General features: G+C 34.7%; 17 protein-coding genes, 1 tRNA gene and 1 riboswitch. Of the genes, 6 read left to right on the forward strand and 12 right to left on the reverse strand.

Features of this window, described 5'->3' with window-relative positions; genetic code table 11:
- Positions 1-27 precede the first annotated feature (27 nt).
- Positions 28-2,652 (forward strand): putative LPS assembly protein LptD, encoded by a 2,625-nt coding sequence (locus AB4865_RS11515; protein WP_372474911.1) that lies wholly within the window; start codon positions 28-30, stop codon positions 2,650-2,652.
- Between the two features lie 183 nt (positions 2,653-2,835).
- On the forward strand, positions 2,836-3,216 hold the full coding sequence (locus tag AB4865_RS11520) for a Rid family detoxifying hydrolase (RefSeq protein WP_372473441.1): 381 nt from the start codon (positions 2,836-2,838) through the stop codon (positions 3,214-3,216).
- A 59-nt stretch (positions 3,217-3,275) separates the two neighbouring features.
- Here AB4865_RS11520 and AB4865_RS11525 read toward each other — a convergent pair whose 3' ends face one another.
- Positions 3,276-5,444: a TonB-dependent receptor gene (locus tag AB4865_RS11525; RefSeq protein WP_372473442.1), complete on the reverse strand. Its 2,169-nt coding sequence runs from the start codon at positions 5,442-5,444 to the stop codon at positions 3,276-3,278.
- Between the two features lie 80 nt (positions 5,445-5,524).
- Positions 5,525-5,616: riboswitch (TPP riboswitch) on the reverse strand.
- Between the two features lie 75 nt (positions 5,617-5,691).
- Entirely contained in the window at positions 5,692-6,261 is a 570-nt protein-coding gene (locus tag AB4865_RS11530) for a hypothetical protein (protein ID WP_372473443.1), read from the reverse strand.
- A 54-nt stretch (positions 6,262-6,315) separates the two neighbouring features.
- Between AB4865_RS11530 and AB4865_RS11535 the strand changes: the two genes are divergently transcribed.
- Positions 6,316-6,388, forward strand: a tRNA-Met gene (locus AB4865_RS11535).
- A gap of 128 nt (positions 6,389-6,516) precedes the next feature.
- Here AB4865_RS11535 and AB4865_RS11540 read toward each other — a convergent pair.
- The 10 genes from AB4865_RS11540 to AB4865_RS11585 all read right to left on the reverse strand — a co-directional run bounded on the left by AB4865_RS11540 (position 6,517) and on the right by AB4865_RS11585 (position 14,776).
- Positions 6,517-7,374, reverse strand: coding sequence for a neutral zinc metallopeptidase (locus AB4865_RS11540; RefSeq protein WP_372473444.1), 858 nt, complete (start codon positions 7,372-7,374; stop codon positions 6,517-6,519).
- A 60-nt stretch (positions 7,375-7,434) separates the two neighbouring features.
- The gene (locus AB4865_RS11545; protein ID WP_372473445.1) at positions 7,435-8,718 is read right to left on the reverse strand and encodes a citrate synthase; all 1,284 of its coding nucleotides are present in this window, start codon (positions 8,716-8,718) and stop codon (positions 7,435-7,437) included.
- Positions 8,719-9,035: 317 nt separating this feature from the next.
- Positions 9,036-9,701 (reverse strand): hypothetical protein, encoded by a 666-nt coding sequence (locus tag AB4865_RS11550; protein WP_372473446.1) that lies wholly within the window; start codon positions 9,699-9,701, stop codon positions 9,036-9,038.
- 25 nt (positions 9,702-9,726) lie between these two features.
- Positions 9,727-10,149, reverse strand: coding sequence for a hypothetical protein (locus AB4865_RS11555; protein WP_372473447.1), 423 nt, complete (start codon positions 10,147-10,149; stop codon positions 9,727-9,729).
- Positions 10,146-11,120, reverse strand: coding sequence for an RHS repeat domain-containing protein (locus AB4865_RS11560; RefSeq protein WP_372473448.1), 975 nt, complete (start codon positions 11,118-11,120; stop codon positions 10,146-10,148). The genes AB4865_RS11555 and AB4865_RS11560 overlap by 4 nt, the downstream gene beginning before the upstream one ends.
- A gap of 153 nt (positions 11,121-11,273) precedes the next feature.
- Positions 11,274-11,870: a hypothetical protein gene (locus AB4865_RS11565; RefSeq protein WP_372473449.1), complete on the reverse strand. Its 597-nt coding sequence runs from the start codon at positions 11,868-11,870 to the stop codon at positions 11,274-11,276.
- Positions 11,839-12,135, reverse strand: a complete 297-nt coding sequence (locus tag AB4865_RS11570; RefSeq protein WP_372473450.1) for a hypothetical protein — start codon at positions 12,133-12,135, stop codon at positions 11,839-11,841. Before AB4865_RS11570 ends, AB4865_RS11565 begins: the two co-directional genes overlap by 32 nt.
- Positions 12,136-12,285: 150 nt before the next feature.
- A complete protein-coding gene (locus AB4865_RS11575) occupies positions 12,286-12,534 on the reverse strand; it encodes an RHS repeat-associated core domain-containing protein (RefSeq protein WP_372473451.1) in 249 nt (82 codons plus the stop codon).
- A 57-nt stretch (positions 12,535-12,591) separates the two neighbouring features.
- Positions 12,592-13,629: an AMP-binding protein gene (locus AB4865_RS11580; RefSeq protein ID WP_372473452.1), complete on the reverse strand. Its 1,038-nt coding sequence runs from the start codon at positions 13,627-13,629 to the stop codon at positions 12,592-12,594.
- A gap of 262 nt (positions 13,630-13,891) precedes the next feature.
- Positions 13,892-14,776 (reverse strand): lysostaphin resistance A-like protein, encoded by an 885-nt coding sequence (locus AB4865_RS11585; protein WP_372473453.1) that lies wholly within the window; start codon positions 14,774-14,776, stop codon positions 13,892-13,894.
- Positions 14,777-14,810: 34 nt separating this feature from the next.
- Here AB4865_RS11585 and arsC point away from each other — a divergent pair, with 34 nt between their 5' ends.
- The 3 genes from arsC to serS are packed head-to-tail and all read left to right on the forward strand — an operon-like array spanning position 14,811 to position 16,835.
- A complete protein-coding gene (gene arsC / locus AB4865_RS11590) occupies positions 14,811-15,152 on the forward strand; it encodes an arsenate reductase (glutaredoxin) (protein WP_372473454.1) in 342 nt (113 codons plus the stop codon).
- Positions 15,153-15,200: 48 nt separating this feature from the next.
- Positions 15,201-15,536 carry a ferredoxin gene (locus tag AB4865_RS11595; RefSeq protein WP_372473455.1) on the forward strand — a complete coding sequence of 112 codons (336 nt, stop codon included), beginning with the start codon at positions 15,201-15,203 and terminating at the stop codon, positions 15,534-15,536.
- Between the two features lie 27 nt (positions 15,537-15,563).
- Positions 15,564-16,835: a serine--tRNA ligase gene (serS, locus tag AB4865_RS11600; protein ID WP_372473456.1), complete on the forward strand. Its 1,272-nt coding sequence runs from the start codon at positions 15,564-15,566 to the stop codon at positions 16,833-16,835.
- The last annotated feature ends 105 nt before the right edge of the window (positions 16,836-16,940 follow it).

Below are 16,940 nucleotides of genomic sequence, written 5' to 3' on the forward strand. Positions count from 1 at the left end.
ATATATATCGTTTTTTATATCCTTATGATGTTTTTTTCACTTTTCAAAAGTTTTGGACAAGTGAAAAACGACTCTTTAAAAGCGTTTACAGCTGAAAGTAAGAAAGATACAATTGCTATTTTTTCTTCAAATGATTCTACACAAGCTAAAAATATTAACAAAAACAAACAAAAATTAACAGATTTAGTCTATCGAAAAGCCAAAGGCTATGAGAAATTGAATCAGAAAAAAAAGCAAGTAACCTTATTTGATGAAGCTGTATTCAAGTATCAAGAATATGAATTGAACGCAGGTATCATTGTTTATGACTACGCAAAAGAAGAATTATATGCTGGGAGAATTCCCGATTCTTTGGGTAAAATGACGCAACACCCAGTTTTTAAACAAGGAAATCAAGTTGTAGAACCTGATTCTATTCGTTTTAATATGAAATCAAAGCGTGCTATGGTATGGAATACTCGTACGCAATATGGCGAATTTAACATCAAAGCCGAACGTTCAAAACGAATGAATGACTCATTAATTTTTATGAAAAATATCCGATTTACTACGTCTGAAGACGTGGACAATCCGGAATATTATTTTAAAACCAATAAATTAAAAATGATTCCTGGAGACAAAGTGGTTACTGGAGCTACTCAAATGGTTGTAGCTGATGTACCTACTCCTGCAGTCTTACCTTTTGCCTTCTTCCCTATTTCTACTCAAGCGGTTTCTGGTTTTATTATGCCAGCGTTTGGTGATGCCAATGGTAGAGGTTACTATCTGCAAAACGCTGGTTATTATTTGTCTTTTGGCGATAAAGCGGATGCTACCATTACTGGAGATTTTTATACCAATGGAAGTTATGCTGTTGGGGTACAATCCTCTTATGCTCAACGTTACCGCTACAATGGTAATGTGAATATTCGATACGAAAACATTATCAATTCGGAACTGGGTATGCCTGACTATACCAAGATGAAAAACTATAACATCCAATGGTCACACTCTCAAGACCAAAAAGCAAATCCTACCTCGAGATTTCAAGCTTCGGTAAACTTGGGAAGTTCTAACTATTTTAGAAATTCGATGAATCAACGAAATTTAGGTTCGAATATGAACAATACCCTTTCGTCATCAATTACTTACAATAAAACATTTGAAACGACTCCGCAAGTAAATTTTACTGCGAGTATGAACCATCAACAAAATACCAATACACAACAAATCTCCATAGGATTGCCAAAAATCCAAGCCAATGTAGATCGTGTCTTTCCTTTTGCTCCAAAAAGTGGTACAAAAAAAGGTGCTATTCAAAATATCAACTTGCAATATACGCTGAGAGGAGAAAACAATATTCAAACCACGGATTCTCTATTCTTTAAGCGTGCCATGTTTGATAATTTGAGAAGTGGTTTCAGTCATTCGATTCCTATTTCTACCAACTTTAAACTCTTGAAATATTTATCAATGAGTATGGCGGGAAATTTTACCGAAAACTGGGTATTTCATACGACAAAAAAGTATTTCAATGAAAACGAAAATCGTGTAGTAGAAGAAAGAATCAACGGATTTGATGCTTTTCGTCAATACAACCTTTCTGCCTCAATGGGTACTACTATTTACGGTACATTTTTGTTTAAAAAAGGTAGAAAATTCGAAGCCATTCGCCACGTGATTCGTCCACAACTTTCGTACTCATACACTCCGAGTTTTGACCAATATTATGATACCTATGCCATAGATGCCAATGGTACTACTATGGAAGAATATACGCGTTTTCAAGGGGGATTGTTTGGCACTCCTAACAAAACAATGTCTAATATTGTGTCGATGAATATCGGAAATAATATCGAAGCCAAAGTACGTGATGACAAATCTCCTGAGGGAAAATCTAAGAAAGTTCCGTTGCTCAATTCTTTGAATTTTAGCACGAGTTATAATATGACTTCCGATTCGCTGAAATTAGCTCCAATTCGTGTAAGTACAACTAACAATTTCTTTGACAACAAGTTACAATTGACCATGAGTACTACGATGGATGCTTACGGAATCAATAACCAAGGGCAGAGAATCAATACGCTCAATATCAAAAATGGTGGTAGTTTGTTTCGTATGACAAGTGCCAATGCTACGGTAAACTATAGCTTATCAAGCAACGATCCTTTGTTTGGTGGTAACTCTACCAAAGCCAATGACAACAACCAAAATGTACAAAACGGAGGACGTGGAGACGACCTTTTTGGACAATCTGTTGACTTGGCTGATCGACGTACTTCGATGTTTGACAATAATAAAAATGAGAATGACGAACCCACTCAATTTTATAAAAGTAGTATCCCATGGGATATAAATTTGGCATATTCTGTAACCTATTCCAACAATAATAGAACAGGAGATTTTACCAACAATTCATTGATGTTTTCTGGAAACATCAATCTGACACCAGCTTGGAAAGTTGGCTTTTCAAGTGGATATGACTTTAAAAACAAAGGTGTTACCTACACACAATTGCGTTTTGAACGAGATTTGAAATCATGGCGTATGGATTTTTCATGGATTCCAACAGGATATTACAAACAGTGGACATTCTTTATCGGAATCAAATCAACTGTGCTTCAAGACATCAAATACGAAAAACGAAATACAGCAGATAGGAGGTATAATTAACTCCCATAAAAGTGAAATAAGTACAAAATATTAAGAAATGTGCTAATGCGATGATTTGGAAATTTGAAAATGTCAATTCGACGAAAGGAGAAATCTTTATATTTCCATATTATCAAATCTCTAAATCCCTGCCCCATCTAATAAGGGGTCTAAATGCCGTAAGACACCAAATATTTATATAGTATGAAAAAAATCATCAATTCAGACAAAGCTCCAAGTCCGATTGGACCGTACAATCACTCAGTACAAGTAGGAGATTTTTTATTTATCTCAGGACAAATTCCTTTCAACCAAGCGAAAAACGAATTGGTTACTTCGGGGATTCAAGATGAAACAAAACAAGTAATGGAAAACCTCAGTGCTATCATTGGAGAGGCTGGTTTTACTTTTGAACAAGCGGTAAAAGCGACCATTTTTATCCGTGATATGGACAATTTTTCTCTAATAAACGAAGTATATGGAAGTTATTTTACATCTGAAACAGCTCCAGCTCGTGAATGTGTACAAGTAGAAAAATTGCCAAGAAATGTTAATGTAGAAATTTCAATGATTTTGCACAAATAATCAGTTTTTTATATTAATTCATAAAAAAGACCGTCCGAGAGGACGGTCTTTTTTTACTATTAAAACTTCAACGAAACTCCTGCTAAGAAGTTGAATTGTGCTTGTGGATAATATCCCGAAACTCTTTTGGTTTCAATTGTTCCAGGATTTGACCAGTCGTCATCAAATGTGTAGAAATATCCGTTGGAAATGTATTTTCTACCCAAAAGATTGTTGAACATCAAATTAAAATCTACTTGTTTGATGTAGCGTTCTGGCTTCCACGAATAATTAAACACCAAATCATTGGTAAAATAATTATTCAATACTGATTTATCATCTTTGGTATTGCTCATGTATTGTTTTCCAACATACTTTGGTATCCAAGTGATTTGCCAATTGTCTTTTTTATAGGCTATGCTACCTCCTGCAATCACATTTGGTGAAAAAGCAATCGGTGTATTTCCTAAATGCTGAATCACTCCATCAATCGAAGCCTTGAAATCGATATTTTTGTTGTCGCTTATCGCTACATTCGGTGCAAAAATCCAATTTTCTGCTAAAGGAATATAGGCATCGATTTCTACACCCAAACGGTAACTGTCTCCACTGTTTTGACGAATCGGTGCACCTGTATCGCTCAATGCCCCTGTCAGTACCAGTTGGTTTTTGTACCTCATATAATACACATTGACATTCACAGCTTGTTGTCTGTCGTTTTGGAAACGGTATCCTACCTCAAAATCGTTCAATCGTTCTGGTACTGGATTTCCATTTTTATAATCCTCACGGTTGGGTTCGCGATTGGCCCTTGCAAACGACGCATATACTTGTTGTGTATTGTCAATTGTATAAGTCGCCCCAACTTTTGGATTGAAAAAACGGAATGTATCATTTACATTTCCTGTTTCTTTTCCATTGGCTGTATAACCTACTTTTCGATATTGCAAATCTCCGTAAAATACAAAATCATTGACAAACCAAGTGGCTTTTACAAAAGTATTGAAATCATTTTTAGTAGAATTGTCAAAATAATATTGTTGTTTGTAATCCAATTCCACTGGTTCTTTTACCCACAACACCTCTCCAAAGTGATCGCCTTTGTATCTATTGGCAGCAGCACCTACAATTACTTCAACATCTTGAGTAGTGTATTGAGCCGATGATGTAAATCCGTAAAAATCATTGTCGAGGTATTTTCTCTGAATCAAATCACTTCGTTTTACCTCTTCCCCATTGATTGTCAACCCTTGAATACCGTAATTAGACAATTTTCGGTCTAATTTATAATTTTCATAATATCCATAACCTTTGGTATAGTGCAAAGCAAAGTTTGTACGCCAATTGCTCGACCATTTTTCACTCCAATGCAATTGATAATGATCTTGCCAATAGTTGTCGGTTTCGTTGTCGTAAAACTTCATAGTTCCATCCGCGTCATAATATACCCCACCCGAATTGAATGTACGACCGTGTTTATCAATTTCCTTTTGAGTAGCACCATTCCATGCTTGGTAGGTTTGTTGTTTTCCACCAAAAGTCAAGGCTTTGATCAATGTACCTTTGTTGATAAAAGTTCCCTGCAAGAAATAAGATGACATATCTGCCCACGCACGGTCTATATAACCATCTGAGTTCAATTTTGAGATTCGTCCTTGAAATTCTATGGTATTATTGAGCAATCCAGACGAAAATTTCAAAGTGTGTTTTCTAGTATTGAAACTACCAAATGAATTACTAATTTCGGCATATGGGTCATACGAAAACCCATCTGTCAATAAATTTAAACTCGCACCAAAAGCACCAGCTCCATTAGTCGAAGTACCTACTCCTCTTTGCAACTGAATGTTTTGTACAGAAGAAACAAAATCTGGCATATTTACCCAAAAAGTTCCATGAGATTCCGAATCATTGTAGGCAATACCGTTGAGTGTAACATTGACACGCGTAGCATCACTACCTCTCACACGGATTCCTGTATATCCCACGCCATTACCAGCATCAGTAGTCGTTACCACCGACGGCAATACATTAAGCAACACAGGTATATCTTGTCCCAAATTGCGTTTTTCGAGTTCTTTTTTGTCAAGGTTGGAATATGCAATAGGTGTATTTTTATCTGCTCGTACAGCTTTTACGATGATTTCTTCAAGCACTTCAACTTCATCATCTTTTTCTACCTCTTGAGCATAAAAATTACTTTGAGCTATCATACATAAGACAGCTAGAAAAATGTACTTTTTATTCATTATATAAATGTTAAATTAAAAGAAAAGAAGTTACCTAAATATTAGGAAAGATGAAAAATAATTGTAGTATTATTATCCCAAATAAAATAAACGTTTTTCCCTTGACAGCATTACCTGCCCAGGTTCATTGGGTATCATCTCAGCCAATAAATTAGCACCCCTTTTTAAATTGGTGCAAAGATAGAAGTTTTGATAATATTTTGAAAGAATAATTAAGAATAATTTTAGATTTAGTAGAAAAACGTTTTTACTCCTCAAAAGAGTTTTTAAATAATTGTTCTATAGCACCAATACCAAAAATATTGATTTTACGAGTACCAATACCTGCAAAAGCATTTTCAGTAATTTTCACTTTATCTTTACAAAGTACAAATTGAAACTTTTTATAGTCATATTCAAACCATTGCATTTCTTTTTGCTCATAAAAATAGATTGGTAGCATTTGAATTTTTGCCATTTCTACTGCCCATGCAGTACCTCCTTTTATTTCGATTGGTCGATGAGATGAACGTACAAATTCGCCAATGGCAAACACCTGCTTGACATACTTGATTTGAAACCAATTGCGGGCAAGTAATCGATAATATTTTTGGATATGACTACGTTTTAAAACTTCGTTTACTTTGACCACCATTGCTACGCCTTCGTGGTATTCGTCTTCTGTCAATTCGCGTTTGTGTTCGGAATTGTGAAATTTGGTCTTGTATGAAAATGGCACAACAGCTAATTGGTGAAGTAAAGAAAAGTATTCAAAATACGAATCAGCCCCTTCTGCTCCACCGGAATAACAAGTTATTTTATTTTTTTTTTTATCCATTTTCAAAAAAATATTGGTCAGTAAAAATATTTGTCGTATATTTGCATCAAATATCGCGGGATAGAGCAGTAGGTAGCTCGTCGGGCTCATAACCCGAAGGTCACAGGTTCGAGTCCTGTTCCCGCTACTATGGCTACTCTCCTTTTATAGTTGAGTAGTTTTTTTATCTCCATTTTTTCAAGAGATCCTTTTCAAAAATAATAAAAAAAGAGGTTAAGTAAAACACTAAACCTCTTTTTTTTATATAAAATCAATTTACAAACTCTTGTAAATTATATCAATATCTCCTACTTTGATATCTCCTGTTTCATAACCTTTCAAGAACCAGTATTTACGCTGTGCCGAAGTACCATGTGTAAAAGTTTCCGGTTGTACATGTCCATGCATTTTTGATTGGATGGCATCGTCACCAACCGCTTCTGCTGCACTGATGGCTTCTTCTATATCTCCTGCCTCTAACAAATGCTTATTTCTACTCGCCCAAACGCCTGCATAAAAATCGGCTTGAAGTTCTTGAGCAACAGACAATTTATTGGCTTGTGCTTTTGAAACACCTTGCTGTGCTTGACGGATTTTTTGATTGATTCCCACCAAAGTTTGCACATGATGTCCTACTTCGTGAGCAATCACATACGCAATGGTAAAATCTCCTCTTTTCGCACCAAATCTCGTATGCAATTCTTCAAAAAATCTCAAATCCATATACACCTTATAGTCACCAGGACAATAAAATGGACCTGCTGCTGAAGTAGCCGAACCACAGGCAGTGTGTACACCGTCATCAAATAAGACCATTCCTGGTTCTTTGTAGGTTTGACCATTTTCTTTAAAAATTTCTATCCAAGTTTCGTTGTTGTACACAAAAACGGCTTCAGAAAACTGTCCCAAAGTGATTTCCTCACTCGACAATTCTCGTGTTTTTACGGTTTCGTTGTTTGCTCCCCCTTGCGTTTGTTGAAGAATATTCCCTACCACTTGTCCTGTTTCACCTCCAAATAAAGTGAGTAGTAAGGCTACAATTCCGATGATTCCACCACCCATGATGGCTTTTCCACCTGTTGAAGTACCTCTACGGTCTTCAAAATTTTTACTTGTTTTTCTTTCCCATTTCATAACTTCACTAGTTAAAAAAAGACTGCTCTTATCAAGCAGTCTTTGAGTTATTGAATAATATTATCTTTCGTTGATTTCTTTGAAAGCTCTGAACGATTCACCGATGTATAATTGTCTTGGACGACCAATTGGTTCTTTGTTTTCTCTCATTTCTTTCCATTGAGCTACCCATCCTGGCAAACGTCCGATTGCAAACATTACGGTAAACATTTCTGTAGGAATACCCAAAGCTCTGTAAATGATTCCAGAATAGAAATCTACATTTGGATACAAGTTTCTCGCTACGAAATATTCGTCTTTCAAGGCTTTTTCTTCCAAATCTTTCGCGATTTTCAAGATTGGGTCATTTACTCCCAAATCTGCCAACACCTCTTCTGCTGCTTTTTTGATAATACGTGCACGCGGGTCAAAGTTTTTATATACTCTGTGTCCGAATCCCATCAAACGGAATGGATCGTTTTTGTCTTTTGCTTTTGCTAAATATTTGTCTGCATCTCCTCCGTCTTTTTGGATTTCTTCCAACATTTCCAAAACTGCTTGGTTCGCTCCACCATGTAGCGGTCCCCACAATGCTGAAACTCCTGCTGAAATTGAAGCAAACAAACCTGCATGAGACGATCCTACCATACGCACTGTTGAAGTCGAACAGTTTTGCTCGTGGTCTGCGTGTAAGATAAACAATTTATCAATGGCATTTTGTACCACAGGATTTACTTTGTATGGCTCTGTTGGTAATTGGAACATCAAACGCAAGAAGTTTTCTACATACGATTTTGTATTGTCGTAGTAATTCAATGGATAACCTTTTGCTTTTCTGTATGTCCAAGTAGCCAAAACCAAGAATTTACCCATGATTTTACAGATGGCATCGTACATTTGTTTTTCATTGGCAACATTTACCACACTTGGGTTAAATGCCGTCAACGCACAAGTAAGCGAAGACAACACGCCCATTGGGTGAGCATGCTTTGGGAAACCGTCAATAATCGATTTCATTTCCTCGTTTACCAAAGTATGCTTACGAATATCATTTTCAAACTGCTCAATTTGAGTTTTAGTAGGGAGTTCCCCAAAAATAATCAAATAAGCTACTTCTAAAAAGTTTGATTTTTCAGCCAAATCTTCAATAGAATATCCTCTATATCTCAAAATTCCTTTTTCTCCATCGAGATAAGTGATTGCACTTTTACAAGCTCCTGTATTTTTGTACCCTGGATCTAAAGTAACCAAACCAGTAGCTGCTCTAAGTTTTTCTATATCAATGGCATTTTCATTATCTGTCCCCTCAATTAAAGGCAAATCTACCTTTAAATCATCTATTGTAACTGTAGCTATTTTTGACATATTATTATAAAGTGAATAGATTGTTATTTTATACTTTTGGCGAATGTACTAATTTTCTAAAAAAACAGCAAATTTATTGTGTTATTTTTTATTTAAGAGGGATTGATATTATCTAATATTTTTTTTATAACTATTTGCTATCATTGCAATATGTCCCAAGTACTTGATTCCAACCATATCGTTATACAATAGAATAAGTATTTTAAATGATTGTATAGAGAAACATAATAACTCATACCCGTGGCTTGGTCTAGTTCTTTAGCGTTGAACTTGTAGCCGTTGTTGAAGTTAGTGGTTTGATTATGCTCCACAGCAAATTATCTCATTCGAGTTGTATTGTTTTGGTATTCGATGAATCTCCACTTCGTTTCGATTTCGCCAAAAGGCAAATAATCATAATACGCAACTGGTCTTCCGATATCATCTGTAACGTAAGCACTTGAATTTAAGTGGTCACCGTGGTAGTAATACACTCTATCGAGCGAGGGCTGTACGGGTTCAAAACCGTGTACAGGGGCTTTGCCACCTCGCCTCCTGGCTCGTTCGCTAAAAACAGCCACTGGCTGTTTTCTTAACGCTCCGCCCGGTGTTGGAACTGGCTCTTGGATTGTTGGCGTAGGTTCACACGGTAAAAATTGTTGTAAATACTCCCAAAACTCACAAGGATCCATTCGTTGTGGTTCTGGTGTTATAAAATATTTCATGATTATACCTTTTATTTGGCTATAACAGCGTTTTACATCTGCATTCAACCAATAGGTACTACTACTTTTATATACAGACAAATAAAACAATTGATATATCGCATTAATACAATCCAACTCACTGATTTCCTCTGGGGTGTACACAGGGTCGGTAATCACCACATCAATCACATCTGCGGGTGAGCAGTTTAATGCGTTTACGGCATAGAGTTTATCACAAGCATTTTGATAAGATGGGTCTGCATTGATGTTTTGTACCGCTGTCAAACAATCTGCCAAGTTTAAAACGAGGCGGATAGTGTCTTTAATTTTTCAAAAACAAATCTAATTTTGGAAATTGTTTATTTATTTCTTTATTGTTAATTCTTGAATTTACTCCATATTCTAACCCTATATTTACATATGCTTCAACAAGATGTTTTTGCTTCTCATTTAATCCTTCAATTGCTTTAATATAGTTATTTTCACCAATATGTAATATCAGTTCTACAACAATAATTCCATGTTCGTAAGCAACAGCATTATAAAACTCTAATAGAGATATTTCTTTTATTGCTTCATCGTCTCCATTGAGAGCTAGTTCCAATAATTCACAATAATAGATAGATTTATTATAAGATACAGAATAAAGTAATTCGTCTACTTTAATTCCATTAATTTCACAATTTGTTTTGCATGAAGCAACTAATAAAAACATTATGAATTTTGTATAAACAACACTTTTCATTTCTTAACATTTTTAGTTTCAATATTGTCTTTACCTATTACTTCAACCGTCCCATATTTAATTCGTTTTGAAAATATATTCCACCTTTGCCTTCCCCTTTTTTCAGGAACTGTTGAAGTTGTTGTACTGTCTAATATTTTTGTTAAAACTTCCCACTCTTCATATCTATTTTCTTTAGATGTATCACAAGTTATACACCCCCAACTTTCTGTACCTAAATGAAGTCTAAAACCGTCTCTTCCTGTATCATCATCTCTATCATTATATAAAGAAGAGTCTTGTTTATCAAGCCTATACCATCCTATATGTTTTGTATCTGAATTATTATCTAATAAATCGTAATTTCCATTTGGTAGTGGCTTTTGTTGAGGTCTCTTAGGATCTCTTTCTACTATACCATTTACTGACTTACCTCCACTAAAAACATTTTCTATAACTAAAACTTGATTATGAGTTAACTTTCCATTTTTATCTCTAATCCCTCCTTGAACATAATCTTTAGCTGAAACATATTTAGTGGGTAAGTATTTCTTATAATGATCTAAATCTATGATTAACAATTTTCTAGTACTCTTGTTAAATGTTATTTTCACCTCCTCTCCATCAGGATCAATAAAGTTTATTGGATTATTAGCAGTATAAACATAACCTCCAATATTCCTGTATTTCTCCGCCAACGGATCCACACTCACAAAAACCGACAACCTCGAATCATAATACCTCGCTCCATAGTAACTCATCCCTGTCGCTTCATCGAGTTCTTTAGCGTTGAATTTATACCCATTGTTGAAATTCGTCGTTTGGTTGTGTTCTACCATTGTTTCACCAAAAGGCAAATAATCATAATATGCTACTGGTCGTTCGATATCATCTGTAACGTAAGTACTTGAATTTAAGTGGTCGCCGTGGTAGTAATAAACTCTGTCCAACGATGGTTGTACGGGTTCGAGACTTATAAACTTATCTTTCACAAACTTTTTATTTTATCTAAACAACGAGGTAAATGTAATGATTTTTAGCAAAATAAAAAATGTTTAAAAAAAAATGAAAGGCAAACGGCTAACATCCTACCGATATTCAAAGAAATTCACTCCGCCAGGTTTACAGCTTGGCGGATTTTGGGGTTAATTACATCTCTTAGTTTTTTTAGCCATTTCTACCATTCTTTGATAAACACGACCACTGTTTGTATATTTTTCTTGTAGTATTTTATTTGATTTTAAACAAATTACATATATTGCTCCTTTTTCTTTATCGTCATAAATATCCTTTCCATCTAAAGGAGACAAATCTTCAAATTTTATCATACCTTTTTCTAATTTATAAAATGTTGAGTCTATCAAATTGTGTTTTTTCAACATTGTATAAACATCGTTTTTTGGGGTATTTGTAAATTTACTACCAATAAAAAACAAATCATCACCATACAAATAATATTTTTCAGGATACATACCGTACCCATCGTCATCAAGAATAACCTTATTAATATATCTATTTACAAAAAACATTTCTACATTTTCTTGAGTTTTGTAATTTGATACATCAAAAATATTGTCTTTTATTTTTGGTTTATATTTTTTAATAAAATGTTCTACTGCTTTTAAATGAGGTTCTTGAATATTATCTTTTCCTCTTGTTGATACACAACTATACAATAATAATGTGAAAACTATTATAGTCATTTTAAAACTAGTTTCTTTTGTATCTTTTTTCGACTCCATATTGATTGTATAAAAAATTTAATGTTTTTCCAAAAACATAATGAGGAATTATTTTATGCCTAGCCCTTTCTCTATCTTGACTACTAGGATCGTCATCATTTGGATGAGTATGAAAATGAATTTTAGTGTATCTACCTCTTCCTACAAAACCGTTCAAAAACTCATCCCTTACTCTAGTATTTTTATTCATTCGAATTGAATAAGAAAGATCTTTCTCATTTTTTAAATGTGGTTCTATCAAATAGTTCTTAACTTCTTCTTCCAATCTATTACCCAATCCATATCCAGAAATTTCTACTCCGACTACTTTCGAATAATTTTGAATAAAGTTTTGAATCTGAGTTTCACTTAAATTAGGATTTTCATTATTCTCTAAGCTAATTACATTATAATTCTCCTTAAAGTTTATACCATCTTATAATATTCCTTTTGGCACATTATCAATTGCTACTTCATTTTCTCCTCTTTTATTTGTTATCAAAAGTCTATCAAAATCGTCATCGGTCAATTGATGTAATGTAATTTCTCCTGTATCTTTATTAATCCTATAGTCATGGTCAGCCATTCCAGTAGGATCAACTTTATTAATGGGATTGTTACTACAATACTGATAAGGCGTCATTGTTTCCTCCGCCAAGGGATCAACCGAAATCCAAACACTCAACCTCGAATCATAATACCTCGCTCCGTAATAATGCTTATAAGAATGTATATCATCATCTTACCCTTTTACAATTGTCTCCACCGTCTGTTTTAGTAAAATCTTATGAGTATCGGTTTCGAGAAATTGATTGATAAAATAGACCGCCTTAGGTTTTTCATATTTTGACAAATCGCTAAAAATATCTTCTGAAATCGAATATTCATCGCCTTCGATAATCAAAACTACTTTTTCTCCTAACAGCTCATCTGGAATTCCTGCTACAAAAAATCTACGATGGATGTATTTTGACAATTTATCCTCTACCGCCTCGGGATTGATTTTCACTCCCCCACTGTTTATGATAAAATCGGCTCTTCCTTTCCAATGAAAACTGTTGTCGCCTATCAAATCTACTACATCATTGGTAGTGATTTTCCCATCGGGTAAAAATTCATTGGCAATCACTAAACAATTGCGATGGTCTGTTGAAATGTTCACATGAGGCAAACTACGAAAAACAGTGTCATCAATCGATTTTATAGCAATATGCGTGGCAGTTTCTGTCATTCCGTAGGTTTCAAAGGCTTGGACATTTTTCGATAACAATTGTTCTCGTAGTTTGTCGGATAATTTGGCTCCTCCGATGATAATTTTTCTACATTTTTCTATTTCGTGTAACGAATGTTCTACTTGCATAGGTACCATTGCTACAAAATCAAATACTGAATCTTGATTTTGCAAAGGCGTACTCGACGCTGGTTGCACCACAAGATGCCAACCGTTGACCATTGCTCTGACTACCATCATCTTTCCTGCAATATATCGAGAAGAAAGGCATAACAAGACTTGACTTTTTTCGCCTAATTGAAAAAATTCTGCCGTTGCCCTTGCAGACTGAAACATAGCTTTTTTAGACAATAATATTTCTTTAGGTGTACCCGTCGAACCAGAAGTATGAATACTGACAAATTCTTCCTCAGACAACCATTCTTTGACTGATTCTGAAAATTCTATCCAATGAGTATCAGTTGAATGTTGCCAAAAGTAGCCATCCTTTTTCCATTTATCCAATGAAAAAAGTTCGTCGTTTATTGAAAAATTGGAGTTTAATTGCATAATTATTATTTGGGAAAGCAATTCGTATATTTTTTACCACATAAAAACATAGCTTTCTTACCACTGAGAACCTAAGATTTTTTTAGATAGCAAAAACACTACGCTTTTTTTTACCCTTCTCGTTCATTTCTCTATTTTACTCAGATATTTCTAATATGATAAAAAAACAGTATTTAAAACCAATTAAATACAGTGTATTTAAAGCTGATTATCAACGAGATTGTTTTTTGATACTTTATAAAAAAATAACTCATTAGTAATATCATCCTCTAAACGATAGCAATTTCCCAAACGACAATTTAAACTTAAATCGCTTGTGAAAGAAATACAGCAGTAAAGGAAAGATGACAAATACTGGAATAAATATTTCAAATGTAGAATTTAAACCATTTTCGTAAATAAATACCGATGGTACTTGAAACACAGAGTCTGAAGAAGTTACCAACAAACTTCCTATCAAATTGTTTGCTGCATGAAAACCTATTGCCAATTCGCTTCCTTCGTCCAAAAGTGTCAACGCTCCTAAAAACAATCCAGTACCTATGTAATATATCATTACGGTTACACCCATCGCCTGAGCCTCTGGGTTGGAAATATGCATCAATCCAAACAATACCGATGGAATAATCCACGCCAAAATCCTGACACCTGTCAAAGCAAATACTCCTTGCGTCATATATGAGCGAAACATCAATTCTTCACAAGTAGTCTGAATCGGTACTAAAATGATTGCTATGAGAAACAAAGGAAAAAATTTATTTATATCAAATTGAATAATAAACTTTTCAGGGTCTAAAACATATTCTATTCCCAACATACAAATCATTAATACTGCCCAAGTGAAAAATGCGGTAAATATCCTTTTGAAATCTATGTTCTCTCTCGAAGTAATCAGTTGTGTAATTGATTGTTTGTGAACCAAAATCGACCAAATCAACAATCCAATCAATAGGAAAACAAAGGGAATCAACATAAAGAAAAATGTCATATTCTGCCCCATTTGCTTTGCCATAGTAGCAATCATATCGGCTGTGTCCATACCCCTAGAAGCCAATAAATTTGCTCCAAAAAATAAACAAATTGCAATAATACCTATTGCATATAAAATTTTTGAGTTTCCGTCTTTTTTAACTTGATTTAAAAACATTTTTTCTTATTTTTGGGCTAAATTACAAAAAAATATGATACAAATTATTCACAATCCTCGTTGCAGCAAATCTCGAGACGGTTTGAACTTTTTATGCGAACAAAATCTCTCTCACGAAGTAGTAGAATATCTAAATAATCCATTGTCTGTTGATGAAATCAAAGATATTTTGAAAAAACTAAACCTTTCTCCTATCCAATTGGTAAGAAAAAATGAGGCGATATGGAAAGAAAACTTCAAAGACAAAAATCTCTCTGACGAAGAAATTGTCGAAGCTTTGTACGAACACCCTAAATTGATCGAACGCCCTATTTTCATCAAAGGAGACAAAGCTGTGATTGGTCGTCCGTTGGAAAATATCAACACATTATTGTAGATAAAAATAAACAGGAATTCAATATCTTTGCAAAAAAATCAAGAGATTATGAGTGATGTAAAAATTACGATTATCGACCGCAATGGAACAGAACATACCGTAGATGCTCCTACCGATATGAGCATGAATATTATGGAGTTAGTTCGTGCGTATGAATTGGCAGAAGAAGGTACAATTGGGATATGTGGCGGAATGGCTATGTGTGCTTCGTGTCAGTGTTATGTGCTCAACGAAGACGAAATAACGCTACCTGAAAAAAATCCAGATGAAGAGGCTATGCTTTGGGAAGCGTTTAATGTGCAAGAAAATAGTCGATTGGGTTGTCAAATCCATATTACCAACGAAATCGATGGATTGAAAGTGCAACTGGCACCTGAAAGTTAGAATACAAAACAAAGGAAAATATTTATTATGTTACAATTACAATATATAAGAGAAAATCAACAGCGTGTCATCAAAGCACTTGAAAAAAGAAATATCAACGCTACTGAATTGATTGAAAAAGTAGTAGAATTGGACGAAATCCGTCGTGCTACTCAAGTAGAATTAGACAATATTTTGGGCGAATCAAACAAAATTTCTAAGGAAATTGGTCTTTTGATGAAAAATGGCGAAAAAGCCAAAGCCGAATTGTTGAAAGAAAAAACCGTTCAACTAAAAGAGCAAAGTAAAAATTTAACTGAAAAATTGAACGAAACTACTGCGGAGTTGACGGAAGAATTGTATAAAATTCCGAATGTTCCTGCGGATAATGTTCCAGAAGGAAAAAATGCCGATGATAATTTGACGGTTTTTGTAGCAGGTGAAGTTCCAACACTTCACGAAGGTGCATTACCTCACTGGGAATTGGCAAAAAAATACGACATCATCGACTTTGATTTGGGAGCAAAAATCACAGGAGCTGGTTTTCCTGTTTACAAAGGAAAAGGTGCAAAATTGCAAAGAGCTTTGATTTCGTATTTCCTCGACAAAAATACAGAGGTAGGATATAGAGAATTTCAAGTACCGCATTTAATCAACGAAGCATCGGGGTATGGTACTGGGCAATTGCCAGACAAAGAAGGGCAAATGTATCATTGCCAAGTGGATGATTTGTATTTGATTCCAACTGCAGAAGTACCTGTTACCAACCTATACCGCGATGTGATTTTACAAGAAAGCGAATTGCCTATTTGTGCTACAGGTTACACCCCTTGTTTCCGTAGAGAGGCAGGTTCGTACGGAGCACATGTAAGAGGATTGAACCGCTTGCACCAATTCGACAAAGTAGAAATCGTACGCATCGAGCATCCAGAAAAATCGTACGAAGCATTGGACGGAATGGTAGAACATGTAAAAACGATTTTGAACGAATTGAAATTGCCTTACCGTATTTTGCGTTTGTGCGGAGGAGACATGGGCTTCACATCGGCATTGACGTATGATTTTGAGGTATTTTCAACAGCTCAAAACCGCTGGTTGGAAATTTCGTCTGTATCAAACTTTGAAACATATCAAGCCAACCGCTTGAAATTAAGATTTAAAGGAAAAGACGGTAAAACACAATTGGCACATACATTAAACGGAAGTTCATTGGCATTGCCGAGAGTTATAGCAGGTATTTTAGAAAACTATCAGACGCCAGAAGGAATTGTTATTCCAGAAGTATTGCGTCCGTACTGTGGTTTTGATATTATTGATTAGTTTTTTATTCAATACATAGACACATAGTTTTTTACCACAGAGTACCAGATATTTTTTAAAAATTAGAGACGCTTTTCTTTTGAAAAAAGCATCGTTCGATATTTC

The sequence above is a fragment of the Capnocytophaga sp. ARDL2 genome, from assembly GCF_041530365.1.
GTDB lineage: Bacteria > Bacteroidota > Bacteroidia > Flavobacteriales > Flavobacteriaceae > Flavobacterium.

Excerpts from the sequence above, each read along its gene's own strand:
- AB4865_RS11515 (WP_372474911.1), top strand. The coding sequence starts at position 28 with ATGTTTTTTTCACTTTTCAAAAGTTTTGGACAAGTGAAAAACGACTCT.
- AB4865_RS11520 (WP_372473441.1), top strand. The coding sequence starts at position 2,836 with ATGAAAAAAATCATCAATTCAGACAAAGCTCCAAGTCCGATTGGACCG.
- AB4865_RS11525 (WP_372473442.1), bottom strand. The coding sequence starts at position 5,444 with ATGAATAAAAAGTACATTTTTCTAGCTGTCTTATGTATGATAGCTCAA.
- AB4865_RS11530 (WP_372473443.1), bottom strand. The coding sequence starts at position 6,261 with ATGGATAAAAAAAAAAATAAAATAACTTGTTATTCCGGTGGAGCAGAA.
- AB4865_RS11540 (WP_372473444.1), bottom strand. The coding sequence starts at position 7,374 with ATGAAATGGGAAAGAAAAACAAGTAAAAATTTTGAAGACCGTAGAGGT.
- AB4865_RS11545 (WP_372473445.1), bottom strand. The coding sequence starts at position 8,718 with ATGTCAAAAATAGCTACAGTTACAATAGATGATTTAAAGGTAGATTTG.
- AB4865_RS11555 (WP_372473447.1), bottom strand. The coding sequence starts at position 10,149 with ATGAAAAGTGTTGTTTATACAAAATTCATAATGTTTTTATTAGTTGCT.
- AB4865_RS11565 (WP_372473449.1), bottom strand. The coding sequence starts at position 11,870 with ATGGAGTCGAAAAAAGATACAAAAGAAACTAGTTTTAAAATGACTATA.
- AB4865_RS11580 (WP_372473452.1), bottom strand. The coding sequence starts at position 13,629 with ATGCAATTAAACTCCAATTTTTCAATAAACGACGAACTTTTTTCATTG.
- AB4865_RS11585 (WP_372473453.1), bottom strand. The coding sequence starts at position 14,776 with ATGTTTTTAAATCAAGTTAAAAAAGACGGAAACTCAAAAATTTTATAT.
- arsC (WP_372473454.1), top strand. The coding sequence starts at position 14,811 with ATGATACAAATTATTCACAATCCTCGTTGCAGCAAATCTCGAGACGGT.
- AB4865_RS11595 (WP_372473455.1), top strand. The coding sequence starts at position 15,201 with ATGAGTGATGTAAAAATTACGATTATCGACCGCAATGGAACAGAACAT.
- serS (WP_372473456.1), top strand. The coding sequence starts at position 15,564 with ATGTTACAATTACAATATATAAGAGAAAATCAACAGCGTGTCATCAAA.